This is a genomic window from Bacillus xiamenensis (assembly GCF_000300535.1).
Lineage (GTDB): Bacteria > Bacillota > Bacilli > Bacillales > Bacillaceae > Bacillus > Bacillus xiamenensis.
In genome coordinates, this window is the sequence record NZ_AMSH01000049.1 from 1 (window position 1) to 24,188 (window position 24,188).

26 protein-coding genes and 1 pseudogene are annotated in these 24,188 nt (G+C 39.4%); 2 read left to right on the top strand and 25 right to left on the bottom strand.

Annotation, left to right across the window (positions count from 1 at the left end; genetic code table 11):
• Positions 1–55: 55 nt before the first annotated feature.
• The 25 genes and pseudogenes from BA1_RS13875 to degS form a co-directional block, all read right to left on the bottom strand.
• A complete protein-coding gene (locus BA1_RS13875) occupies positions 56–1,849 on the bottom strand; it encodes a M3 family oligoendopeptidase (protein ID WP_008360161.1) in 1,794 nt (597 codons plus the stop codon).
• Between the two features lie 124 nt (positions 1,850–1,973).
• A protein-coding gene (gene prfB / locus BA1_RS13880; protein ID WP_145939408.1) for a peptide chain release factor 2 occupies positions 1,974–3,075 on the bottom strand; the annotation gives its coding sequence in 2 pieces (ribosomal slippage) (positions 1,974–3,002 and positions 3,004–3,075; 1,101 coding nt in all).
• 67 nt (positions 3,076–3,142) lie between these two features.
• On the bottom strand, positions 3,143–5,668 hold the full coding sequence (gene secA / locus BA1_RS13885; protein ID WP_008360165.1) for a preprotein translocase subunit SecA: 2,526 nt from the start codon (positions 5,666–5,668) through the stop codon (positions 3,143–3,145).
• 199 nt (positions 5,669–5,867) lie between these two features.
• Positions 5,868–6,431: a ribosome hibernation-promoting factor, HPF/YfiA family gene (gene hpf / locus BA1_RS13890; RefSeq protein WP_008360166.1), complete on the bottom strand. Its 564-nt coding sequence runs from the start codon at positions 6,429–6,431 to the stop codon at positions 5,868–5,870.
• A gap of 189 nt (positions 6,432–6,620) precedes the next feature.
• Positions 6,621–8,306 carry a methyl-accepting chemotaxis protein gene (locus BA1_RS13895; protein ID WP_008360168.1) on the bottom strand — a complete coding sequence of 562 codons (1,686 nt, stop codon included), beginning with the start codon at positions 8,304–8,306 and terminating at the stop codon, positions 6,621–6,623.
• Between the two features lie 33 nt (positions 8,307–8,339).
• Positions 8,340–8,720: a DUF8042 domain-containing protein gene (locus BA1_RS13900; protein WP_008360170.1), complete on the bottom strand. Its 381-nt coding sequence runs from the start codon at positions 8,718–8,720 to the stop codon at positions 8,340–8,342.
• A 13-nt stretch (positions 8,721–8,733) separates the two neighbouring features.
• Complete coding sequence (gene fliT, locus BA1_RS13905; protein WP_008360172.1) at positions 8,734–9,075, bottom strand: flagellar protein FliT; 342 nt, start codon at positions 9,073–9,075, stop codon at positions 8,734–8,736.
• Positions 9,072–9,476, bottom strand: coding sequence for a flagellar export chaperone FliS (gene fliS, locus BA1_RS13910; RefSeq protein ID WP_008360174.1), 405 nt, complete (start codon positions 9,474–9,476; stop codon positions 9,072–9,074). The genes fliT and fliS overlap by 4 nt, the downstream gene beginning before the upstream one ends.
• A gap of 17 nt (positions 9,477–9,493) precedes the next feature.
• Positions 9,494–11,008, bottom strand: coding sequence for a flagellar hook-associated protein 2 (locus BA1_RS13915; protein WP_008360176.1), 1,515 nt, complete (start codon positions 11,006–11,008; stop codon positions 9,494–9,496).
• Between the two features lie 18 nt (positions 11,009–11,026).
• Positions 11,027–11,368, bottom strand: coding sequence for a flagellar protein FlaG (gene flaG, locus BA1_RS13920; protein WP_008360179.1), 342 nt, complete (start codon positions 11,366–11,368; stop codon positions 11,027–11,029).
• 162 nt (positions 11,369–11,530) lie between these two features.
• Positions 11,531–11,755: a carbon storage regulator CsrA gene (gene csrA, locus BA1_RS13925; RefSeq protein WP_008360181.1), complete on the bottom strand. Its 225-nt coding sequence runs from the start codon at positions 11,753–11,755 to the stop codon at positions 11,531–11,533.
• Entirely contained in the window at positions 11,749–12,183 is a 435-nt protein-coding gene (gene fliW / locus BA1_RS13930) for a flagellar assembly protein FliW (protein WP_008360183.1), read from the bottom strand. The genes csrA and fliW overlap by 7 nt, the downstream gene beginning before the upstream one ends.
• Positions 12,184–12,211: 28 nt before the next feature.
• On the bottom strand, positions 12,212–12,790 hold the full coding sequence (locus tag BA1_RS13935) for a DUF6470 family protein (protein ID WP_008360185.1): 579 nt from the start codon (positions 12,788–12,790) through the stop codon (positions 12,212–12,214).
• A 47-nt stretch (positions 12,791–12,837) separates the two neighbouring features.
• Positions 12,838–13,749, bottom strand: coding sequence for a flagellar hook-associated protein FlgL (gene flgL, locus BA1_RS13940; RefSeq protein ID WP_008360187.1), 912 nt, complete (start codon positions 13,747–13,749; stop codon positions 12,838–12,840).
• Positions 13,750–13,757: 8 nt separating this feature from the next.
• A complete protein-coding gene (gene flgK, locus BA1_RS13945; protein WP_008360189.1) occupies positions 13,758–15,278 on the bottom strand; it encodes a flagellar hook-associated protein FlgK in 1,521 nt (506 codons plus the stop codon).
• A 15-nt stretch (positions 15,279–15,293) separates the two neighbouring features.
• Complete coding sequence (locus tag BA1_RS13950) at positions 15,294–15,776, bottom strand: flagellar protein FlgN (protein ID WP_008360191.1); 483 nt, start codon at positions 15,774–15,776, stop codon at positions 15,294–15,296.
• A gap of 18 nt (positions 15,777–15,794) precedes the next feature.
• Positions 15,795–16,058 (bottom strand): flagellar biosynthesis anti-sigma factor FlgM, encoded by a 264-nt coding sequence (gene flgM, locus BA1_RS13955; protein ID WP_003213252.1) that lies wholly within the window; start codon positions 16,056–16,058, stop codon positions 15,795–15,797.
• A 79-nt stretch (positions 16,059–16,137) separates the two neighbouring features.
• Positions 16,138–16,557 (bottom strand): TIGR03826 family flagellar region protein, encoded by a 420-nt coding sequence (locus tag BA1_RS13960; protein ID WP_008360193.1) that lies wholly within the window; start codon positions 16,555–16,557, stop codon positions 16,138–16,140.
• 56 nt (positions 16,558–16,613) lie between these two features.
• Positions 16,614–16,970: a ComF family protein gene (locus tag BA1_RS19530; protein WP_237739228.1), complete on the bottom strand. Its 357-nt coding sequence runs from the start codon at positions 16,968–16,970 to the stop codon at positions 16,614–16,616.
• Positions 16,971–17,135: 165 nt separating this feature from the next.
• A pseudogene (locus BA1_RS19690) lies at positions 17,136–17,300 on the bottom strand (double zinc ribbon domain-containing protein); the annotation flags it as partial.
• Entirely contained in the window at positions 17,297–17,590 is a 294-nt protein-coding gene (comFB, locus tag BA1_RS13970) for a late competence protein ComFB (protein ID WP_008360197.1), read from the bottom strand. The pseudogene BA1_RS19690 and the gene comFB, both read right to left, overlap by 4 nt.
• Positions 17,591–17,654: 64 nt before the next feature.
• The gene (locus BA1_RS13975) at positions 17,655–19,034 is read right to left on the bottom strand and encodes an ATP-dependent helicase ComFA (protein WP_008360199.1); all 1,380 of its coding nucleotides are present in this window, start codon (positions 19,032–19,034) and stop codon (positions 17,655–17,657) included.
• 119 nt (positions 19,035–19,153) lie between these two features.
• Positions 19,154–19,996 carry a DegV family protein gene (locus BA1_RS13980; RefSeq protein ID WP_008360202.1) on the bottom strand — a complete coding sequence of 281 codons (843 nt, stop codon included), beginning with the start codon at positions 19,994–19,996 and terminating at the stop codon, positions 19,154–19,156.
• Positions 19,997–20,208: 212 nt separating this feature from the next.
• Entirely contained in the window at positions 20,209–20,898 is a 690-nt protein-coding gene (gene degU, locus BA1_RS13985; protein WP_008348273.1) for a two-component system response regulator DegU, read from the bottom strand.
• 64 nt (positions 20,899–20,962) lie between these two features.
• A complete protein-coding gene (degS, locus tag BA1_RS13990; protein ID WP_008360205.1) occupies positions 20,963–22,138 on the bottom strand; it encodes a two-component sensor histidine kinase DegS in 1,176 nt (391 codons plus the stop codon).
• 219 nt (positions 22,139–22,357) lie between these two features.
• Between degS and BA1_RS13995 the strand changes: the two genes are divergently transcribed.
• Positions 22,358–23,026 carry a YigZ family protein gene (locus tag BA1_RS13995; protein WP_008360208.1) on the top strand — a complete coding sequence of 223 codons (669 nt, stop codon included), beginning with the start codon at positions 22,358–22,360 and terminating at the stop codon, positions 23,024–23,026.
• Positions 23,011–24,102, top strand: a complete 1,092-nt coding sequence (locus BA1_RS14000; RefSeq protein WP_008360210.1) for an LCP family protein — start codon at positions 23,011–23,013, stop codon at positions 24,100–24,102. Before BA1_RS13995 ends, BA1_RS14000 begins: the two co-directional genes overlap by 16 nt.
• The last annotated feature ends 86 nt before the right edge of the window (positions 24,103–24,188 follow it).

Genomic DNA, 24,188 nt, shown 5'->3' on the forward strand with positions numbered 1-24,188 from the left:
CGAATGCGAGGGTTTGTCTACACGCTAAAGCTCCCATAATGGGAGCTTTCGGATTTTATTCTTTCGTCGCTGCTAAAAACGCTTCGGCATCTGCCACAGCCAGTGAAATCGCCTCTTCCCAAAATACTTTTTGAGTGAGGTCGACACCTAAATGCTTATAGGCCAGATCTTCTACAGTCATTGAAGCTGTATCCTTTAATAGCGCAATGTATTTCTCCTCAAACGATGCCCCGGCCTGCAATGCTTTCGCATAAATACCTAACGAGAACATGTACCCAAAGGTATAAGGGAAATTATAGAACGGTACACCTGTAATATGGAAATGCAATTTAGACGCCCAGAAATGCGGATGGTATTCATCTAAAGAGTCACCAAAGGCTTCCTTCTGCGCTTCTACCATCAGCTCATTCAAGCGGTCAGCCGGCACTTCTCCATGTTTACGCTCTTGATAAAAGCGCTGTTCAAATAAAAAGCGTGATTGAATGTTCATAAAGAACGCCACACTGCGCTGCAGCTTATCCTCTAACAAACTGAGGCGCTCTTCTTCATTTACTGCTTCTTTTAATGAAGCATCCGCCACAATCATTTCTGCGAATGTCGACGCTGTTTCAGCTACATTCATCGCATATTGACGATTCAGCATACGAACGTCTTGCATCACTTCCTGATGGAACGAATGACCAAGCTCATGTGCAAGTGTCGCTACATTGGACGGCGTCCCTGAGAAGGTCATAAAAATACGTGATTCCCCGCTGTCAGGGAAATTCGTACAGAAACCGCCCACTCGTTTGTTGGGACGATTCTCAGCCTCTACCCAGCGTTCATTAAAGGCTTTTTCAGTAAAGGCAGCAAGCTTTTTTCCAAACCCTGCGAAATGCTTAATAATAAAAGCAGCTGCGTCTTGATAAGAATAGGTCTTTGTCTCACTTCCAATTGGCGCTCCAACATCAAACCAGCTCAGTTTATCAACCCCAAGCATGTCAGCTTTGCGCTGTAAGTAATCAATGAATGGCTGTTTGTGTTCATCAATGACGGACCACATCGTATCGAGTGTTTCTTGTTTCATCCGGCAAATATCCAGAGGCTCTTTTAACATATGATCCCAGCCTCTTGCTTCATACACTTGTAAACGGAAACCCGCAAGATGATTGAGCGTGCTTGCAAATAAATGTTCATCCTGTGTCCAGGCATGCTCTAAATTATGATAAACGGCTTTTCTCACTTCACGGTCTGAATCATCCATCGCATTTTCTGCTTGGCCTACAGAGATCATCTGTGTTTCACCATTTTGCTCAAATGGAATGGTGATCTTATTCACTAAACTGGTATAAAGCTCCTCCCACGCATGATACCCATCTACCGCCAGCTTTTGAATCAGTGTTTCCTGTTCAACAGGCAGCAGATCCTTCACACGCTCTCTTCGTTCATTTAATATGTAGCGAACATCTGAAAAAGCAGCTGAATTCATCAATTCTTCCCACTTGCTAGTACGGATGGCAGCAAGTGATTGATCAAAGCGGGCAAGAATGGTTCCTAATTCAGCTGCCAGCTTGGCAATGGTCCCTCGAAGGCTCCCCGCCTTCATATCCTTTGTATTTTGAGATTGCAAACATGATACAAATGAACCTGCTTGTGATAGCTTTTTATATGTGATTTCATATGTTTCAAGGACAGACGTTAATCTGCTTTCAATCTGTGTATCTTCTTTTGAAAAGGCATCTACCTTTTGACGTAATTCATCTAATAGCTGATGGATGTGCTGTAAGTATGTCATCAATTCCGGTGAAGAACTGCCTCCTTTAAAAAAGGCATCTAAATCCCACGTCTCTTGTAATGGTTTTAATCCCAAAGTATTTCCCCCTTTATTTGCTAATTTCATCATACAAAGGATATAGAGTCAGTATGGCGTATGTATTCCTTTATATTCATTTTATTTTCTCATAATTAAAAAAACCCGGCAAGAAGCCGAGTTTTTATGATAATTTCGAACGTAAATAAGCATCAATGAATGAATCTAAATCTCCATCCATCACCGCTTGGACATTTCCCATCTCCGTATTGGTCCGGTGGTCTTTCACAAGGGAATATGGGTGGAAGACGTAAGAGCGAATTTGGCTTCCCCAGCCAATTTCTTTCTGTTCTCCTCTAATTTCATCCAATTCCGCCTGCTGTTCTTCGATCCGTTTTTGATAAAGCTTAGATTTCAGCATTTTCATTGCGCGTTCTCTGTTTTTGATTTGTGATCTTTCTGTTTGGCAAGTTACCACGACATTTGTTGGGATGTGGGTAATACGAACAGCAGAGTCCGTCGTATTGACGTGCTGACCACCAGCACCACTTGCACGGTACGTATCGACCTTAATATCCTCTGTACGAATATCAATATCAATTTCTTCATTGAATTCTGGCATTACATCACAGGAAACGAAGGATGTATGTCTACGGCCAGATGAATCAAAAGGAGAAATACGAACCAAACGATGGACACCCTTTTCTGCTTTTAAGTAACCGTAAGCATTATGTCCTTTAATCAGCAATGTCACAGACTTAATTCCGGCTTCATCACCTGGAAGATAATCAAGTGTTTCAACCTTAAAGCCTCTGCGCTCTGCCCAGCGGGTATACATTCTGAGGAGCATAGATCCCCAATCCTGTGATTCAGTCCCGCCTGCACCTGGATGAAGCTCAAGAATGGCATTGTTTTTGTCATACGGTTCGCTTAAGAGCAGTTGCAGTTCAAACTCGTTAAACTGTTTAGTTAAGCTCTTCAGCTCTTTTTCAAGCTCTGCATGAAGCTCCTCATCATAATCTTCCTTTAATAAATCATGCGTCATTTGCAGCTCTTCATGAGATTCACTGAGCTCATGATATGTATTCACATAATCCTTCAGTGCATTGGCTTCATTGATGACACCTTGCGCCTTTTGCTGATCATTCCAAAAATCAGCTTCTGACATGGTCGCCTCAAGCTCTGCAATTTTTGCTTCTTTGGTATCGAGGTCAAAGAGACCCCCTAAAATCAGCTAGCCTGCTAGCCATATTTTCAAGCTCTTGTCTAATTTCTACTAATTCCATACCCTTCACCTCATAGATGTATAGGAGCTGACATGAATAGAAAGAGGTTTTCACCTCTTTCCATTACTTATTCTGTCTTCCCATGACAATTTTTATATTTCTTGCCGCTTCCGCAGTGACATGGTGAGTTTCGACCTATATCCACCACTTTACGCACCGGCTTTTTCTTCACTGTTTTCTCCTCATCACCCTCTTGAGGCTGATGAGCAGTTGTTTGACCTTGAACAACTTCCTCACGTTCTAGGTTGTTTTGGATTTCTGATTTCAGAACATATTTGGCCACGTCATCTTCAATTGAAGCAACCATATGCTCAAACATCGTAAATCCTTCCATTTGGTACTCACGAAGCGGATTGGTTTGCGCGTACGCACGTAAATGAATTCCTTGACGCAGCTGATCCATTGCATCAATATGATCCATCCACTTCGAATCTACCGCACGAAGAACGATGACTTTTTCAAATTCACGCATTTGTTCCTCGCCAAATGTCTCTTCTTTTGCATCGTATTTCTCTTTAATACGATCCATAATGAATTCCGTGATCTCATCTGCTTCTTTGCCGAAGATATCTTTGACCGTAATGGCACCTTCATCTAAATAGTTCGTGTTGATTAATTCAACAAGACCATCTAGTTTCCACTCCTCAGGAAGCTCTTCTTTCGGCGTGTAAGAGCCAACAGCCCGCTCAATAGACGATTGAATCATGTTGATCACAATCGATTTTAAGTTATCAGAATCGATGACTTCAAAGCGCTGTTTGTAAATGACTTCACGCTGTTGACGAAGCACGTCATCATATTGCAGAAGCTGCTTACGGGAATCAAAGTTATTCCCCTCAACACGTTTTTGGGAAGATTCAACAGCCTTAGACACCATTTTACTTTGAATTGGTGTTGAGTCATCCATGCCGAAGCGGTCCAGCATCGCCATTGTCCGCTCTGCACCAAATCGGCGCATCAATTCATCTTCCATCGATAGATAAAATTGTGTAACCCCTGGATCTCCTTGACGACCAGAACGACCACGGAGCTGGTTATCAATACGACGTGATTCATGTCGCTCTGTCCCAATAACAGCTAGACCGCCTAGTTCCTTCACACCTTCGCCAAGCTTAATATCTGTTCCACGTCCCGCCATGTTTGTCGCAATCGTGACGGCACCTTTTTGCCCAGCTTCCTCGATAATTTGTGCTTCACGCTCATGGTTTTTCGCGTTTAACACTTGATGAGGAATGCCTTTGTTTTTCAGCATCTTAGAAATCAGCTCTGATGTCTCAACAGCAACGGTTCCGACAAGAACTGGCTGCCCAGTCATATAACGCTGTGCCACATCCTCAGCCACTGCTTTAAATTTCCCATCCATTGTGCGGTAAATTAAGTCAGGTCTGTCATCACGAATCACTGGTTTATTGGTCGGGATTGTCACAACCTGCATATTGTAAATATTACGGAATTCCTCTTCTTCCGTTTTTGCTGTACCTGTCATACCAGATAATTTTTCATACATACGGAAGTAGTTCTGGAACGTAATCGTTGCAAGTGTCATGCTTTCATTCTGCACTTCAAGACCCTCTTTTGCCTCGATGGCTTGGTGCAGACCTTCACTATAGCGGCGTCCTTTCATTAAACGTCCTGTGAAGGAGTCAACGATAACGACTTGGCCATCTTCCACGACATAATCCACGTCTTTTTGCATCGCAACATGTGCCTTAAGAGCTTGCGCGATGTGGTGGTTAAGAGCCACATGTTTCACATCAAACAAGTTCTCGATGCCGAATGCTTTTTCCGCCTTCGTCATTCCGCTTTCAGTCAGCTGTACACTTTTTGTTTTAATATCATAAGTGAAATCGTCTTCTGCTTTTAACGTACGAACAAATGCATTTGCTTGTACGTAAAGCTTTGTCGATTTTGCAGCTTGTCCAGAAATAATCAAAGGTGTTCTCGCTTCATCAATTAAGATGGAGTCAACCTCATCAATGACGGCATAATGAAGGGGTCTTTGAACCATTTGCTCTTTGTACAGCACCATGTTATCTCGTAAGTAGTCAAAGCCAAGTTCATTGTTTGTTGAATACGTAATATCAGCAGCATACGCTTCTCTTTTTTCATCTTTGTCTAAACTGTTTAAGTTCAAGCCAACCGTTAATCCAAGAAATTCAAAAATCTTGCCCATTTCCTGCGCATCACGGCTTGCCAAGTATTCGTTGACTGTCACGATGTGGACGCCTTTTCCAGTAAGAGCATTCAAATAAACAGGCATTGTTGATGTCAACGTTTTACCTTCACCTGTTTTCATCTCTGAGATGTTGCCTTCATGAAGCGCAATCCCCCCCATGAGCTGCACCTTAAACGGGAACATTCCTGTCACGCGGCGGGATGCCTCGCGAACCGTTGCAAATGCTTCAACCAAAAGGTCGTCTACAGATTGTCCTTTTTCAAGTTTTTCTTTAAATTCGATTGTTTTATTTCGTAAAGCCTCGTCAGATAATTTCTCGAAATCTTGAGCGAGAGCTTCAATTTCATTTGCCTTTTTTTCGTATCGGCTGATCGTACGTTTCGTAGGATCAAACACTTTGTTTAAAATTCCAAGCATATAATAACGCTCCTCTATTTTCATGCAATTTTTCGGCATGTCCAAAAGTTTGACAGGTCCATATTTACCTGCATTTATCATACCATACCTTCCTTGATTTCCAAAGAATTTGCAATGATTTAGAACAAAAAACCCGCCCCTAATGAAGGGAACGGGTTTACTTTTTTTAGGTTATTTCCAAACCAGCTGAAGCTGATGATTAAGCGTTTGGCTCAATGAGTCCATATTTACCGTCATTTCGACGATAGACCACGTTGGTCAAATTTGTCTCAGCATTTGTGAAGACAAAAAAGCTGTGACCTAACATGTTCATTTGGAGAATGGCCTCTTCGCTATCCATTGGTTTTAAGTTGAACCGTTTTTGTCTGACGATTTCTGTTTCATCCACTTCTTCGTCATCTTGAACTGCTACATCGGCAGCACCATTTCCCCCAGCAAATAAATGCTTTTTCGCACCTTGCTCGCGGAATTTACGGTTGACTTTTGTTTTGTGTTTTCTAATTTGACGTTCTAATTTACTGGCTGCTAGGTCTACTGCATTGTACATATCCTCATTATGCACCTCTGCTCGAAGTGCTAGATCAGTCATTGGAATGGTAACCTCAACTTTAGATTCTTGATCGTTGTAAAACTTCAAGTTTACGTTGACTGAAGCATCAACATCTGACTCAAAATAACGCTCCAGCTTTCCAATTTTTTTCTCGACATGATCTCTTAGTGCAGGTGTTACTTCGATGTTTTCTCCTCTAACATTGTAATTCATGTAAAGAACGCCTCCTTTAAAATTAAGGATATGTAAACCTATTTCTACTTTTCCCTCCTTTTCTCCTGCTCAAACGTAAAAAAAATGTGAATTTTTATTGAAATTTGTCGAATCCTGCGGTGCTTCAACTTTTTCTTGATAGGTGATGAATATATATTCGAGTGATTCTTGAAAAAGACCAGCTTGCTTTTAAATCTTGAAAGATGAGATAGATGTTTTCAGTGATTGAGACAAGGACTTTAAATCTTCTGCAGCTGCTTTCATTTCTTCATTCGCCGCTAATGATTCTTCAACAGCCGCCGACATATACTCTGTCTCTTCTGAGTTCCGTTTAGCCCCTTCTTCAATGACACCAACTGTTTGAGAAATTTCCTCTGTACTAGCTGAAATTTGCTCTGTAGTGGCTGACAGCTCCTCTGCTTTCATGGAAATATCTCGGATCGATTCCAGAATGTCATGAAAGCTCTGTTCAGACAATTGCGATACTTTCACACCTTCTGCTACATCTCGTTCCACCTTCGTCATAGAATGTGATGACCTTTCAGTATCTTTGTTCACGTTCGCGAGTAATTGACTAATTTGATCTGTCAGCTGACTCGATTCTTCCGCCAACTTTCTGACTTCATCTGCAACAACCGCAAAGCCTCTGCCGTGTTCCCCAGCCCTTGCCGCTTCAATGGCTGCGTTTAAAGCAAGCAAATTCGTCTGGTCTGCAATAGCATGGATATTCCCTAACAGGTCTTGGATGCCGGTAAACTGAACTTGTACATTGGCCATTGTGGAATGGTGTTCATTCACAGATTCTTTAATAGAGCTCATTTGTTTCACAAATTGTTGAATGAGGGATGCGCCCTCTTCAGCCTTTTCAGTCACTGAAATTGAGTGACCCGAAACATCAGATGTATGTTCAGCCGCATTATGCATGCCGGTTGAGACTTCTTGAATGGCAGAGGCCACTTTTCCAACTGCTCCCGATTGTTCACGTGAAGCTTCACTGACCTGTTCAATCGAGCTAGACGTCTGTTCACTAGCCGATATGGTTTGACTGATAGTTTCTTCAAATTGAGTAGCAGAATCAGCCAGCTGCCTTGATCCGTTTTGCACCTGTAAAATCAACTGACGTAAATGAGTTGTCATTTGGTTAAAAGCTGCAGCGAGCTGACCAATCTCGTTTTTAGAGGTTACATCAATCTCTTCAAGTGTGAGATCACCATCTGCCATCCTTCTGGCAGCATGTGTGACAGAGACAATCGGTTTTGTCATTCGACGGACGAATCTGACCCCAATGATCAAAAAGCCGACCACAATTGCTGCGCTGACAAGAATGAGTGTCAGCAATAATTGATTACTTTCTTGGTTGAGCTGACTGATTTTTTGATCACGCTGTTTCAGTTGGGTTTGGGCAAATTCTTGTGTAAAGGTATGTATTTTTTGTTCGATAGGCTGTAATTCTTGCGTGAGGCGGGTGTTGAATTCTTTTTGATTTTGCATATTCAGTGAATTAAATAATCGATTCGTTGAGGTATAGTAAAGATAATTCTTTTCGGAAATTTGATCTAATAGATTTTTTGCTTGTTTAACCGTGCTAAGTTTTAATGCTTCAGTTGTTTTCTTATTAATATCTTCATATGTTTGCTCAATTTTCTGTAAATTTTCAGCGTCTTGCACAACCACATATGTTTTGATTTGTGCTTCCTGCTTTTGCAGCAATGTCTCTAATTCCAGTGAGGTCTGATACAGCTTTACTTCTTTGCTGAGGAGTGCTTTATAGGATTGATCTGTTTTGTAATAGATGAAGCTTGAAAATCCTAAAATACTGACAAACAATACACATATGACAATAAGCCCAAATAAAAATTGATTTTTTAGTCTCATAAATTCCTCCGAATGGTCTGAATTGAACAAAAATTAATGAATGACATACGGCCTCATGCAGGCATGTATTTCATCCATCCACTTTCTATATTCAGGTATAAAATATGCTGTAAGGAATGACTGGAAGTGATTTGAAGGGAATGTATAGAAAGCTAGTATATCGAAACTTAAAAAAATTTGGTCAAACGAACGAATCGTCTTGGCAAAGTCATCATTTTCAATAATTGAAAGCAGAAGGGGGTGTGTTGTCTCTAAGTGAAAGAAGGCATGGATCAGATCATTAAAGATCCGATCCCCTTCTGTTTTAGTGAAATCCTTCTCAATTTCATCTAAATATTTCAGACTCTCTTCTATCGTATATAGAAGTTCATAATATGTGGTTAATAAGATATAGTCATCTGAACGATACGCCACAGGTCTCACCTATTTATTTCCGTTTATCGTAGTATATGCCGTCACTTGTCATGGGCTGGTACGGATGTTGATAATTTAACTGTTTTGTTTTCTTGCGTTGAATGGCTTGAATATCTGCTTTTATCCCATTTTGAATCTCTGTTAATTGCTTCGCCATCTGTTGATCTGTTTGAATAATTTCCTTGATCTTCTCTTTCTCTTGAACTGAAAGCTCATGCTGAATGTCTCTCATTAATTCATCTCTCTCAATTAAAAAAGCATCAAAGTCTTCAACCAGTGTTTCGCTTTGCGGATTGGCCTCTATTTCTGCTGCCATTTTTAATGTTTGGTCATGCAGCTGGTCCACAATACTCATAGAGATCCCCCAATAGAGTGATGACGCCCTTTTCGATCGGTTTGAATGACTTCTTTCCAAGCATCTCGGAAATCAATCACGTATTGCTCTACTTCATTCAGTATCTCTTCGTCATTTTGCAGATTGGCTTCAATAAGTCTACGATAAATGTAGTCATACATACTCGCCATGCTCTTTGATACATCATAAGTACGATTTAAGGTGACATTTAATTCTTGGATGATGTTTTGAGCCTTTTTCAGGTTCAAGTTTCTTGCTTCGGCATCGTCTTTTTGAATAGCATGCTTCGCTAGTTTGATAAACTTTAAGCATCCTTCATAAAGCATAAGCGTCAACTCGGCCGGTGTTGCAGTCTCAATAGAATTTTTCTGATAGGCGGCATAAGGGTTCTGAATTGCCATATGTTATAAACCTCCAATTATTGTCCAAGCAGTTGAGAAAGATAGCCAGATTGGTTGTTTAGCTTTTGAATCGCACTATCCATGGCATTAAATTTTGTATAGTAACGGGCTTCAACAAGTTTCAAGCGGTCTTGGAACGTACTCATTCGTTTTGTCAAAGAATCAAGGTCTTTACCAAGTCCGTATTCCTTTAATGCCATCGTTGTGCTTCCAGCCTTTGTTTGAATGCTCTTCGTGAAGGCTGTTAAAGAATTTTTGACACGATAAATGATCCCTTGTTCTTTATATTGTTGCTGCGCTTTGTCTTGATCTTTTGAATCCACGTTTAAACTACCTGAGATGAACATTTGACTGACCTTCTGCGGGTCTTCTTCAATGGCTTTTCTTAGTTTCGGTTCATCAATTACAAGCTTTCCGCCATCTTTATATTTATCTGAAGTGGTAATTCCGATTTGTGTCATGTGAATTTTATTCCCATCACTTGTTGTAATATCAGCATAAAAATCACTTCTTAATTTAGATGCACCAGATCGTAAAATTGAATCACTTCTCAGCAAGCCAGACTTAGCGGTCGTTTCCCAAAGCTCAACTTCCTTTTCAGACATAGCTGATTTCTCTTCAGTAGTTAAAGGATAATAGTCTCTGTTTCTTTTTTCATTGACTTTACCATTGACCTGCTCAACCAGTTCATTGTATTTATCAACAAATTGTTTAATTTTATCAAAAATCGCATCCACATCTGTTGAAACGTTTAAGCTGACAGGCTTATCCGTTGTTCCTTTGAGCTCATATGTGATACCAGCTTGCGTGAATGTATTATTGTTATTTTCCATTTTGAGACCATTAATTTCATATTGCGCTTTTTGTCCTTGAGTGGTCGCAACTAATTTATTATCTCCATCCACCTGAAAGCCTAATTGCGTTAAAAATGAAGCCGAATCGCCATCCGTTGCTTTAATACTGACACCTTCACCAGTCGTACGCGAAGTCAGAGCGATCGTATCCACGTAGTTGGTTCCATCAGAGATTTGGCCTTTATAAGCGGTGACACCTAGTTGAGAGTTATTCAATTTTGTCACGATTGAATCAATGGTATCTGTATCAGTGGTTTTAATGGTCACTGTTTTTGGTGTCGTAGAATCTGGTGTTGTCACCTCAAACGTAAACGTACCGTTTGCTGGCGTAAACCCAGATGTACCAGAAGATTTGAATACGGAAGCTGTCGCTAGTTGGGTCACATTAATCGAGCCAGATGTAGCATTTGTTGATCCAGTTGCTGTGACAGCAGATTCGTTTGAGCTTGTCACCTTTTTTGCGCCATATGTACTTGGACGCGATAAGTTTAAATTGTTGATCAAATCATCTAATTCTTTGACTTTCGAATTCACCTCGCGATAACTGTCTCTTTGCCATTCAAGTGTTTGTTTCTGGCGTGTCATTTTATCAAGTGGTGCTTGTTCTGTTTTCATGAGTTTTGATACGATTTCATCAATATCAAACACATTTGAAAACCCAGTAATTCGATTAACCATTGTTTATTCTCCCTTCAATTACATTCTTTTATCTACAAATAAACCGACAATCTCTGTCATCGCCGCGTAGAAATCAAGCCATTCCTTGGAAGGAATTTCTCTAATGACTTCTTCAGTTTGGTTATCTACGACTTTGACATAATATTCATTGAGTTTTTCATGTAATTCAAATTGAAGATGAAATTGAGTAGGTTCAATCAGCTTATTTGCTCCTTGAAGCGTTTTTTCAATTTCGTCCTTTGAAACAACTTTTCCATTTGCTTGTAAATCGGTGTTTGCATTGTCATTCTGATGATTCGTAACACGGGTTTGAAATGCATCAATCAGTGGCTCTAGCGATGTCAACTTACCAACAGACATAATTATTCAGCTCCTGTGCTTTTAATCTATCTTTTATATCGGCTTTGAATTTTCAAATTAAATATAGATGGACCGATTTGTTAAAGTTTCATATAGATGGTGTACATCCACATAGAAACGCTTTTACACGGAGAAAAATGGAGGAATCAGATAAAAAAATCCTCACTTTTTCTGTGAGGATAATTGAGAAAGGAGATCTAAAGACAAGCTTGCAGCACGATTGTTCTCTTCTTGAATAGACAAGTAAACTTCTTTCCTATGGATATCAATGTGCTTAGGGGCCTCAATCCCGACTTTTACTTGATCGCCTTCGATCGAAATAATCTTAACTTCAATATCATCGCCTATTTGAATTGACTGATTTAATTTACGAGATAGAACTAGCATGAGGAAGCCACCTCTAACAAATGTTTTGTATGATAGGCAGAATCATGCAAAATCACTTGCTTGGCTTTCATGTTTTTCCGGTTCACAATAATAGGCGCTCTTAAGTTAGCTGTCGTTTTTTCAATAGAAGATCCCATTGTTAAAATCACCATCACTTCTACATCATTGGCATCTTCAACACCAAGAATGTCTACAACCGCTTCTTCTAAGTCAAATTCATATTGATTGAAGAACAAAAACGGGCTGCTGACAATAAAGCCTAATTCTGCATTTTTCAATGATTGGAGAACGAGAAATGGAGATTCTTCTGATAAAGGTAAAATGACAAATTGTTTTTGATCTAGAAATCCTGGAATTCCGTTAGAGAAGTTGATGATCTGCTCCTCTTTAATCGTCACTTCGCCATGGTATTTTGTTTGAATGATCATAATTCACGACCTTTTTCGTTTTTCTTAACTATACCTTATCACCATTTTGACCAGTTTCGTCAACCTCTATTTTTAGTTCAGGGTATTGTAGCATATCAATATTGACCTTACCTGGCTTGTAGTTAACGATTGGTTTATGAGGTGTTGCCTCTATGACAGCTTTTTGCGGCTCCACATCAATTTGAAGCTCGGATGGCTGATAGTGAATTTTCACACTAAAGAATGAAGGAATCACACCGATGGTGAATTGTTTTGCTGGAGGACTGCCATTGATTTTGGCAAACTCCGCAATCGCACTACCACCTTCCTCGATCTTGATTAGTTCGCTTCCTTCTTCCGCTCTTCGACCCATCCCCTCTCCAACAGCACGTTTCCCTTCAGCTGCCCATTCCTCAGAACGCCTAAAAATTGATTTGATATCCATATCAGCAAACGCCTCAGTTTGATCAATGGTTAATTTCGACGGTGTCCTTGTGATGCTCATAACAGCTTTTGGCTGTTGAATTTCAAGATCCGCTCTTGGCTGTTCTAATTCTTGGCTAGAGGGGGTTGTTGACATTTGCAGCTTTGCATAAGTTTGCTCTATTAACAATCTCGGGATTTGCATAATGTTCACCTCCATGATGCAAAAAAGCACCCAGCGGATGCTTTTTATTATCTTAAGAAATCGACAAGTGATGGCTGAATGACTTTAGCTGTCGTTGCTAAGGCAGCTCTATTCACTGTCTCTTGTTGAAGAAGATCAAGAATGGCTTTTTCACTTTCAACATCTTCGTTATCTGATTTAGCATTTTTCAGCACTTCGGCTTGTGCAGTCAAACGGCTTTCGACTAAGTCAACACGATTCGTTCGGGCACCAAGATCCGAACGTTCAGCACTCATCACTTCTTTGAATTGATCAATATCACCTAGTGCCTCATCTGAATCCGTAAACGTTCCATTTTTCAATGCGTTTTCTAAATCCGTCAGCATTTCAATGACATTTTGACCGTTGGCAGACTGACCACCAAACGCTGTTAGAGGATTTGAGTTCACATTTAAAGTGATACCATCAGAAATGTTCGTTTTCACTGCGTTTGCATCTGTATAGGTCTCAAAATTAAATGTATACGTACCATCTGCATTCTCTACAACTGGTTTTACATTAGTATTCGTCCCATTAAATACAAACTTACCTAACATTTGAGTGTTCATTGCATCGATGATTTGTTTCTTCATCTGACCAACTTCTACGCCGACAGCAGCTAAATCTTCTGGCTGTTTTGTTCCATTCGCCGCATCAAGCACTTTATCTCGTATATTTGACATAATATCAATGATTTCAGTGACACTTGTTTCAGATGTATCAATCCAGTTTCGTGCCTCATTTAAATTATTTTGATATTGTTCATTTCGAAACAGGGCTGTACTATATTGAAGACTTTTCACTGCTGCAACAGGATCATCAGACGTTTTTGTGAAACGTTTTCCAGCCTGTGCCTGCTCATTAATTTTAGAGAGTTTTTCATAGCTTTTACTAATATTGCGAAGTGAGTTTTGAGAAATCATACCTTGTGTGACTCGCATCAGTTACCCTACCTTCCTACGACACCCATGCCGTTTATTACTTTATCTAATACCTCATCTTGTAATGTCACGATTCTTGCAGCTGCGTTATACGCATGCTGAAATTGGATCATGTTCGTCATTTCTTCATCCAAAGATACAGAGCTAGTTGACATTCTGCGTTCATTGGCTGAGTTAACAAGCGCTGCTGAACTGCTTTCAAGCGTCATGTTCTTTTTACCTTGTATTCCCATTTCAGCAATGACATTTTGATAGTAGTCCTGAATCGTCGTTGTATTTCCGCCAATTGCCAGCTTTAAGTTTTGAATATCGGCTAATTGTGTAGCATTCGAACCGTCACCTTGCGTTTGATTAAGAGATGCAGCAATGTTATCTGTTGATGCTAAAATGACATCGCTCACTTTGATACGAGCTGCCAAGCCTTTATTCAAATCATTGTTATTCTCGATGTCAAAAAAGTCTTGTCCGCTTGTGCCATTTAACGTGTACCCTTGCTTATGCACATCGTTAAATGTATCCATGAATACTTGTGCTACTTCATCTAGCTCTGCAAGCATCTCTGGATACATTCCTTTTTCAGCCCCATTTGACATGTAGCCATACGCCTCAACAAGTGCTTTTATTTTTCCATTCACTTGTAATTGATCTGCTGCAATGGTTGTCGTTCCAAATTGAAGTGAGTTGATAAGTCCTGTCGTATCATCATAGGAAATTTGCAATTCAGACTTTTCATTGGTAATCCCATTTAAAATCGTTCCAACAGATTGTCCATTTGCACCGATCATGTCGATGTTGACGGTTCCTTCAGCAATTTTCAGTGCATTCCCTCCAGATGGATTGTAGCTCACCTTAATATCAACAAGTGAGGATAACTGATCGACAAGAGCATCACGTGTATCATAAAGATCATTAGGAAGATAACCATTAGGCTCTACTGCTGCAATCTGTTTATTCACTTCATCAATTTGAGATAAAATGGTGTTCACATCTTTAGCTGTTGAATCAAGTTCGGTTTTTAAATTCTTTTGTATCGTTGTTAAAGAAGAATTAAGCAGACGGAATTGGTCAACTAAAGCTTGTGCACTTGTTTTAACAACTGTACGTGCTGAAGCAGTATCGGCATTTTTCGATTCTGATAGGACCTGTAATGATTTCCAAAGGTTATCAAAAGCTCTATTCAAGCCTTCATCTGTCAAATCATTCATAACTCCTTCCATTTGTGAAAGGGCATCCGACTTCGCTGCATAATAAGACATATTGTTGTTATGATCTCTATACTGAAGATCTAAAAAACTGTCTCGTATTCTTTCAACAGTCCCAACTTGAACGCCTGTCCCCATTTGGCCGTATGTCTTGCCATCATATACAGAAATCACTGGGTAAGGATTATCTGCTTTAAAGGCAACTCTCTGTCTTGAGTAGCCTTCTGTATTTGCATTGGACACGTTGTTTGATGTGACATAAAGACCTGCACGCTGAGCTGTTATTCCTCGTTTTGCCGTTTCTAGTCCCATGAATGTAGAACCCATAGATATCCTCCTTATTTACGCCTTTGAATCAAACAAAGCCCGATGCTGTTTAGGCTTTGAACTCTCAAGACCATTTTGTCCGTAATTCATATTTTCTTTGTTAGGATTTACAAGATCGAATGTCAGTGAAATAAATTGAAGTGACTGCTGAATAAGCTGTTTGTTTAGTTCATTTACACCTTTCAATTCCACCATGATGTCATTTAGTTTTTCATATAGCGAAATAAGCTCTTTTTGATCCGTACCTTCAGCTTTTTCGATACATGCGGTGATGGTCGGTGATTGATCATTCTGTAAAAATTGAACTGTGGCTTCAATCCGCTTTTCTTCTAATTGTGAAATGGCCTGAATGTATTTTTGCTCAAGGTTCAGAACCTCTGAAAGAGTATCAATCTCATTATTTTTCAGCATTTCTGTTTTATCCTTAGACAGCTTTAGAAGCTGTTCATGTAATCCATAGAGACGATGCAGCTCTTCAATAATTATTTTTACTGACATCCACGCTACTCCCTTTTGTTATTGTTGTTTATAAAAATTTAGCATTTTATCTGCAATGCCTTTTGTATCTACTTGATATGTTCCGGCTTCAATGCTTTTTTTAATTTGGTCTATTTTATCTTGGCGTTCTTTCATGATATTCGGCACCTTTTGCATTTCGATTGCCTTTTTAGAAATTTCGACTTTATCAGTTGATTTCGCTTGATTCGATTGCAACGTTTGTTTCTCATATGTTTTCTTGTAAGGATTTACTGGTTGTGTTCCATATCGATTAATTTTCACGGGATTCCTCTCGCTTTCCGTTACAGTCTGTCTTGATTCTATCCATTTTATCGACCAAACTGCAACTTAGTTTAGGGAATCAGTCATTTTTAGGATTAATGGCATAATAGGTGTCTTTTTTCCTAGATTCGATCTCTCTTTTACGCTCTTCTTCTTGGTTCATTTGGCTGATTTGAGCATTTATATCCTGTTCACATTGGCTACATAGCTTATTTTTCCTGATCGGTTGGCCACATCTTTCACAAGGATAGTTGATATTCGGAAATTGACTAATTTGAAGCCTTTTCAATCGAATAAATTTTAGGATTAATTCTTCATCAACCTCTGTTGCATCTACTATTTCAGCAATGGTTGATTGTCTATTACTTTGCTTTCGTAAGAATTTATAAACGAGATCAAAAGAACGTTCTTCTTCTTCAAAACATTTGTTACAAACCGTTTGGATGGTGGTTTTTAAAAATAACTGATTACATTGTGGACAGTTTGCCAATTGATTCATAACCAAAACCCCTTACGTTATTTTCTTCTCTTAATATCGGTTGATTGTCATGATTTTTAACTGCGAATCAACGTAAAAGAGGAAACGCTTTTGGCACCTGCGTCTTTTAAAATTCTTGCCGCATGGTAGACTGTCGCCCCGGTTGTATAAATATCATCAACTAATATGACATCCTTTAGAACGATCGGATCTGGCTGTTTTAATTGGAACAAACCCTTTTGATTTAAACGATCATTTTTGCTTTTCTTTGACTGCTTCCTTTGATGTACTTTAATGAGTGGCTGGAATATAGGTCCACCAATCATGGAAGCAAGCATTACCGACTGATTGAATCCTCTTTCCTTTAGCCTCTCTTTACTCAAAGGAATTGGGACAAGCACAGGCTCTTTGATTGAAAAAGAGCGTTTAAACACTGCTTGTACATCTCTTTTAAATAGCTCAGCTAAAGCCGTATCACCTCGGAATTTAAATCGTGCTAGAACATCTTTCATAAAATCGTTGTAAACATAAACAGACCTATTCTTCTCAAGGACTTCCTCAGAATCAGTTCGTTTATTCCACCGTGAACAATCATGGCACAAATGGTCATCTGACTGTACTCTTCCGCATTTGGGGCAAATAGGACTGTCAATCTTCGTTAGCTTCCTCTTACATGCTACACATAAACGATCTTCATTTGATAGAAGAAATGACTTCCATGTAAAAGCAGCCACAAAATGCCCCTCACAAATCGGGCAAATCAACTATTTTCCTTGTTCATCGGCAAACGTTTTTCGCACCTTGGAAATGTTGTGACTGTTGAAGCAGCTTCTATAAGAATGACCAGCATGGCCGTATTCTTCTGTTTGTCTACCATCTCGGATTTACTGTAAGATATTTTATCGATATCTGTTATATACTGCGGTTTCACTTGATTTAGAGAAATAGCTAATACATCTTCTATACACTTTTCACAATGACAAATCATGTTTAATTGGTTGAGATATTGATAGAGGATTTCTTTGAGTAGTATTTCTTTTGCGTTGAGTAGCATATTTTGTCTCTCCTGCCATTTGTGTATTGTGAATATAATGTATCATGATTTAGTTGAACCTACACTATTTTTCAGAAAACTCCTGTTTAGCCACCGTGTTCATTTGTTCGATGTGCTTCTTCGCTTTTTTCATACTTCTCGTTAAACCAAAATGAAAAAAGAACACATCTCCTTTAGCGTATTCAGGATGTCTGCCAGCCCTGCCAGAAATCTGAACAAGCGCACTCTCTGTAAAAATAGTAGATTCTGCACCTAACACACCCACCTGAACATCTCGAATGGTGACGCCTCTTTCTAGAATTGTTGTTGTAACTAGAACATCATATCTATGCTCTCTGAAGTGTTGAACCTTTTGTTTCCTATCTTGATCATCGGCAGAAACACCCTGTACATTTACATGATGTGCTCGAAGGATCTGCGTGACCCTCTTCATAGTAGAAATAGAAGGGACAAAAAGTAAAACCCTTTTTTTCTTTTTGATATGTTCCTGCAGCCAGTTCATTGTAATAGATGGCAGCCGATTCTTTTTTAATTTCTTTCTCCATTGTCCAATCCATTGAAATGCTGGGACAGGCAACGGTTGTTGGTGAAAACGCAAAGGAATTTTTACCGCTTCTAATTGTCCACGAACCACATCCTTTTTCATTTTTTTAGATGGCGTGGCACTTAAATAAATCCTAACTCCTGTTTTCTTCATGGCCTTAACAACAGCAAATTGAAGACGTTCATCAATTGAATAAGGAAAGGCATCGACTTCATCTACTATGAGGACATCAAAAGCATTTTTGTATCTCATCAGTTGATGGGTTGTGGCAATCATTAGCGGTGCTATTTGAAATCTTTGAGGACTTCCGCCATAAAGTGCAGCTATATCAAGCCCTTGGAATGCCTTTCTAATTCGTGGTTCGAGTTCAAGTACAACATCGGTTCTAGGCGTCGCAATACAGACACTCATTCCTTTATTTAACGCATATTCAATTCCGTGAAAAAGCACCTCCGTTTTCCCCGCACCGCAAACAGCCCAGACCAGTAAATCAGATGTGTTTTTTATCGCTTCTACCATTCTTTTTGACGCCCTCTTTTGTCCTTTAGACAGCTCTCCCTGCCATGTCAATTCAGCTTGGATTGTTTCTTCCTTGTGCGGACCCGTCCATTCATAGAGGAAACCACATTCAGTTACTTTACCCATCATGATGCAAGATCTACAGTATAGACAGTCTTTTTGACATGTTTCACACGGTGAGCGGGCAAAATATCGTTTATTTGATACACCGCATCGACAGCATATTAAACCAATCGATTCTCTTTCAATGGCGTGTGTTCTATCAATAAATCCTTGCTTTTCCAGCCAATCAAAATCAGACTGTGTACATTGACATTCAAAAGCAAGAAGGTGTCGTGATTGGAGCTGCTGCCGGAGTTCCAGCGCTTTCTTCATGTTCAATTTTACCCAACACCTTTCGACTAATGTTTGCCTATTATGTACAAAGAGAAGACCTTTCGTCCAACTGCAAAAATAGAAAAATAAATCCCCTTTTCCATACGAAAAGGGGATTTTGATATCTATCTAATCATCCAGCCAAGACCTAAAGCGCCTTCGCCTAAATGTGTACCAATCACGGCACCAAAGTAGCTTTTATAAAATTCGACATGAGGGTACTTTTCTGATAAATGTGCAATCAATTCTTCTGCTTCTTCTTCTCTATTTCCATGAATGATTGCAGCTCTCATCGGTACACCGCGTGATGCATCTTCATCGAATAATTCAAAGATGCGTGAAATGGCTTTTTTTCGTGTACGAATCTTTTCAAAAGGGACAATTAGCTTGTTGTCAAAATGAAGGATAGGCTTTACCTTTAAGAGGCTCCCAATAAAAGCCTGAGCACCACTTAATCTGCCGCCTCTTTGCAAATGAGTTAAGTCGTCTACCATAAAATAGGCTCTTTCGCTTTCTTTCAATTGATTCAAGTGTGCTAAAATTTCTTCTAGAGAAGCACCTTCTTGAACTTTTTCAGCCGCTTCTAGTGCATAAAATCCCTGCACCATACAGCTAGTTTCTGAATCAAACGGATAAATGTCAATTCCTTCGACCATGTCGTTCGCTGCGGCTACACTATTATATGTTCCACTGATTCCGCTCGAAAGATGAATACTAATGACCGCATCATATGTTTCACTTAATTTTTCATATAATCCTACTAATTCACCAAAAGCAGGCTGAGAGGTCGTGGGAAGATCTTTATGCTTTTTTACTTCTTCATAATATGTCTTCCAATCCATCTCAATTTCTTCTCGATATGATTCGTTGCCAAAAATGACGTTAAGAGGGATCATATGAATTCGATGTTTATCACGCAGCTCTTGTGGTATATAAGCAGTACTGTCTGTTACAACGGCTATTTTCATTCTTAAATACCTTCCTTATTCGTTTCTCTTTTTATTTTAAAAGTATCCTGATTGTTTTTCATTAGATTTATAATAGTAATCAAAAAAGCCTGCCTAATCAATAGGCAAGCTGCTATATCCGAAAAAGACTCCTTGTCCTGCCTATTTTCTCTCTCAACCTAAAAAGGTGTGAGAACCAAAAACAGGCGAAAAAGGAGTACTTGTTCGGAACATTATCTCATTTCTACCCAACCGTTTTTAATCGCTACAACAACAGCTTGTGTACGGTCATTTACATTCATTTTTTGCAAAATGTTACTCACGTGGTTTTTGACTGTTTTCTCACTAATAAAGAGCGATTCGCCAATACCTCTGTTGCTCTTTCCGTCAGCTAACATTTGAAGAACTTCACATTCACGTCTTGTTAAGATATGAAGTGGTCTGCGAATTTCAGGATATACCTCGTGCTGTGGATGTGCTGAAACGCCGCTAGTCGCTAGGCGTCGGAATTCATTTACTAAGTTATGAGTGACTTTCGGATGTAAATAAGAACCTCCGTCAGCTACTACTTTCACTGCTTCAATGAGGGTGTCTGCATCCATTTCTTTTAACAGGTAGCCTCTCGCTCCTGTCTTTAAAGCATGTGTCACATAGTTTTCATCGTCATGAATAGATAAGATAATGACTTTTGATTCGGGATAAAGCTCTACTAGTTGCTTTGTAGCCTCTACACCATTTACATTCGGCATATTAATGTCCATAATGACAACATCCGGATGATAGTGCTCTACGATGCGTGCAGCTTCGTCACCGTCGTCTCCTTCTGCAACTACTTCAAAAGTAGGTTCAAAATCTAAAATCCGTTTGACACCTTCACGGAATAATTGGTGATCATCAATAATTACAATATTTACTTTAGTCACAAGCTACGCCTCCCCATGTTTATTGTTCTACACCTTAACTTTACGGTCAATATGTCTTTTGACTCTATTTTACAATTTTATTTTGTAATGTTAACGGCACTCTAATCATAATGAATGTCCCTAGACCTATTTTTGAGTCAATGGTCATTTTACCTTCTAGTAAGTCAACGCGTTCTTTCATACCAAGTAACCCGAATGATTTGTTTTTATTTGTTTTCACATCTTTCATATCAAAGCCTTTTCCATCGTCTTTGATAATTAAGGTCACAAAGTCTTTCGTTACTTCAACCTTCACAGAGATTTCTTCAGCTTCAGAATGCTTTAATGAATTTGTGACAGCTTCTTGGGCTAGTCTAAATAGTGCCACTTCAAATTGAGAAGCGATTCTTTCGCTTTCTGTATCACCAATGCACTGGAACGTAATCTTGGTTTTCCCATCGTACTCTTCAATTGTGTTTAAGTACTTTCTTAGCGTCGGAATGAGACCTAAATCATCTAAAGCCATCGGTCTTAAATCATAAATGATTCTTCTCACTTCGTACAGTGCATTTCGCACATTCTGTCTAAGACTTCTAATTTCTTTAAAGCCTTCTTCTGTTCCACGGTCTCTAAAAATTCGTTCAATTAATTCAGAACGCATCATTACATTTGCCAGCATCTGAGCAGGCCCATCATGTATTTCCCGTGATACCCTTTTGCGCTCTTCTTCTTGGGCTTCAATAATTCTTAGTCCAAAATCTTGTTTTGCCTGAGCATCTTCAAGTAAAACACCGACTTGGCGTAAATCTTGGTTTAGGTAGTTGAGGACGACCGTGATCTGGCTCACAAGTGTTTCTGAACGTTCAATGACGTCTTGTAAGCTTAGTAATCGTCTTTCTAGATCGTCTCTTCTTTCCCTCAGCTGCTTTTCACGCTGCTGGATCATGGTGAGTTCTACTTGCAGATTATGCGCTTTTTCGTAGGCTTCTCGAATTTCTTCTTCACTGAATTTGTTGAAGTTTCTGCTGACCTCAGATAATCGGTTTCTAGCATGTCTCGTATGTACTTCTAGTTTATCACCAAAATCAATTACTTCATTTACTTGCTGTTTGATTTGTTTAAGCTCTTCTACTAGGCTTTCATATTGTTGACGGGACTGCTCGCCTATTCTAAATACTTCGTCCTTACTGCCATCAACTGTACTTAGCATTTTCATGATGATTGAATCCAATAATTTCGGATCCATTTTAGGTGTTGTCATGGCTTTTCCCTCCCGTAACAGTGATGTCATCTTTTTTTATTATAAATGTCATTGATCTGTATTTTATGTCGAATTATAATGAAAGAATGCGTATAAATCATGAAGTGTTTATGACGACCCTTTTTCCGCTTCTATCATCATAACAAAATACGCTGTAAAATTCTAAAGTCATGCAAATTTTTCTAGTCTTACAATTTGCTTGTCAGGAGGGTATGTCTTTTGCTGAACCGCTATTTCACAGTGAAAAGTCGTGGCGAGCATGAGATCGTCATTGAAAAATCACGTTTTATTTGTCATATACAGCGTGCTGTCTCAGAAGAAGAAGCACAAGCATTTATACAATCCATTAAAAAACAGCATTGGAATGCCACTCATAATTGTTCAGCTTATCTGATTGGTGAACATGACCTGATTCAAAAAGCAAATGATGATGGTGAACCAAGCGGTACGGCAGGTGTACCAATGCTTGAAGTATTGAAAAAACGTAAGCTGAAAGATACGGTTGTTGTTGTCACTCGTTATTTCGGCGGCATTAAGCTAGGTGCCGGAGGGTTAATTCGTGCGTACGGAAAATCTGTATCAGAAGCAATCAATCATGTCGGTATAGTAGAACGCTGTTTAATGCGTACGATGCACACAACAATAGATTATACATGGCTTGGTAAGGTAGAGAATGAGCTTAGAGCCTCATCTTTTCACCTAAAAGAAATCCACTATGCCGAAGATGTTATTTTCGAGACATATGTAGAAGAAACACAAACAGAGCAATTCATTGGATGGATGACTGAGCTGACAAATGGAAAGAGTGTGACAAAAGAAGGCGAACTTATTTATTTAGAAAAGGACATTGGTCCGATAAAGGAGACAGATGAATGGCACAACGAGTAAAAGTGCGTGTACGAAAGAAAAAAAATAAAAAGAAAAAAATTTTTAAGCGTATCCTGGTCTTATTTTTGCTTCTCTTCATCTGCATAGGCGGATTTGCCGTTTATAAAATTGTGAATACACTTCAGGCTGCTGACAAAACATATGATGAATTAGAACGCGGGGAGAAATCTAAGCTGCGTGATACTGTCATTGATATTAAGAAAAAACCTTTCTCCGTTTTATTTGTCGGCATAGAGGATTATGCCACGAATGGTGATCATGGCCGTTCAGATTCACTCATTGTCGCAACCATTAATCCTCAGGATAAAACGATGAAAATGGTGAGTATCCCTCGTGACACACGGGTACAGCTTGCAAGTGACACAACTGGCAATAAAGTGAAAATCAATGCGGCATTTGCAAAAGGCGGAAAAGAAGAAACGATCGAAACTGTCGAACAATTCTTGAATATTCCGATCGATAAATATGCAACAGTGGATTTTGATGGCTTCAAAGATGTCATTGATGAAGTTGGTGGAATTGATGTAGATGTTCCATTTGATTTCAATGAAAAAAGTGACGTCAAAAAATCGAAAAAGATTTACTTTAAAAAAGGCAATATGCATTTAAATGGGGAAGAAGCACTTGCTTACGCGCGGATGAGAAAGCAAGATCCACGTGGTGATTTCGGGCGTAACGATCGTCAGAAGCAGATTTTACGCGCAATAATTGATCAAATGGCGAAGCCAAAGAACATTGCAAACGTGGATAATATCGCAAAAGAAGTAAGTGATCACATTACGACCAACTTCCGTATCACGGAAGGACTTGCTCTTCAGCAAATCTACAGCGGCTTTAAAGGAGACGACACAGAAACACTTTCTATTAAAGGATCAGACCTTTATTTAGGACCAAATCGAACATACTTCTTTGAGCCGGATCAAACCAACTTGGCTGAAGTACAAAATGAATTACGGACGCATTTAAAGCTTTCTTCTGAGTCATCGACTGAAACAGATTCACAGACCAATTCATCCTCTGATGAAACAGGGTCAACGGATACGATGAGCTCATCGACAAATTCATCAGGACAATAAAAAACAGCCCGCCTCCTTGGGAACTGACCCCATCAGATGAGACAAATCAAAAACACCTTCAAGTTTGAAAAAGCATACTTGTGATC

What these genes read in the sequence shown, in the direction of transcription:
- secA (WP_008360165.1), bottom strand. Translation starts at nt 5,668, where the DNA reads ATGCTTGGAATTTTAAACAAAGTGTTTGATCCTACGAAACGTACGATC.
- hpf (WP_008360166.1), bottom strand. Translation starts at nt 6,431, where the DNA reads ATGAATTACAATGTTAGAGGAGAAAACATCGAAGTAACACCTGCACTA.
- BA1_RS13895 (WP_008360168.1), bottom strand. Translation starts at nt 8,306, where the DNA reads ATGAGACTAAAAAATCAATTTTTATTTGGGCTTATTGTCATATGTGTA.
- fliT (WP_008360172.1), bottom strand. Translation starts at nt 9,075, where the DNA reads ATGAGTATTGTGGACCAGCTGCATGACCAAACATTAAAAATGGCAGCA.
- fliS (WP_008360174.1), bottom strand. Translation starts at nt 9,476, where the DNA reads ATGGCAATTCAGAACCCTTATGCCGCCTATCAGAAAAATTCTATTGAG.
- BA1_RS13915 (WP_008360176.1), bottom strand. Translation starts at nt 11,008, where the DNA reads ATGGTTAATCGAATTACTGGGTTTTCAAATGTGTTTGATATTGATGAA.
- flaG (WP_008360179.1), bottom strand. Translation starts at nt 11,368, where the DNA reads ATGTCTGTTGGTAAGTTGACATCGCTAGAGCCACTGATTGATGCATTT.
- csrA (WP_008360181.1), bottom strand. Translation starts at nt 11,755, where the DNA reads ATGCTAGTTCTATCTCGTAAATTAAATCAGTCAATTCAAATAGGCGAT.
- fliW (WP_008360183.1), bottom strand. Translation starts at nt 12,183, where the DNA reads ATGATCATTCAAACAAAATACCATGGCGAAGTGACGATTAAAGAGGAG.
- BA1_RS13935 (WP_008360185.1), bottom strand. Translation starts at nt 12,790, where the DNA reads ATGCAAATCCCGAGATTGTTAATAGAGCAAACTTATGCAAAGCTGCAA.
- flgL (WP_008360187.1), bottom strand. Translation starts at nt 13,749, where the DNA reads ATGCGAGTCACACAAGGTATGATTTCTCAAAACTCACTTCGCAATATT.
- flgK (WP_008360189.1), bottom strand. Translation starts at nt 15,278, where the DNA reads ATGGGTTCTACATTCATGGGACTAGAAACGGCAAAACGAGGAATAACA.
- BA1_RS13950 (WP_008360191.1), bottom strand. Translation starts at nt 15,776, where the DNA reads ATGTCAGTAAAAATAATTATTGAAGAGCTGCATCGTCTCTATGGATTA.
- BA1_RS13960 (WP_008360193.1), bottom strand. Translation starts at nt 16,557, where the DNA reads ATGAATCAATTGGCAAACTGTCCACAATGTAATCAGTTATTTTTAAAA.
- comFB (WP_008360197.1), bottom strand. Translation starts at nt 17,590, where the DNA reads ATGCTACTCAACGCAAAAGAAATACTACTCAAAGAAATCCTCTATCAA.
- BA1_RS13980 (WP_008360202.1), bottom strand. Translation starts at nt 19,996, where the DNA reads ATGAAAATAGCCGTTGTAACAGACAGTACTGCTTATATACCACAAGAG.
- degS (WP_008360205.1), bottom strand. Translation starts at nt 22,138, where the DNA reads ATGACAACACCTAAAATGGATCCGAAATTATTGGATTCAATCATCATG.
- BA1_RS14000 (WP_008360210.1), top strand. Translation starts at nt 23,011, where the DNA reads ATGGCACAACGAGTAAAAGTGCGTGTACGAAAGAAAAAAAATAAAAAG.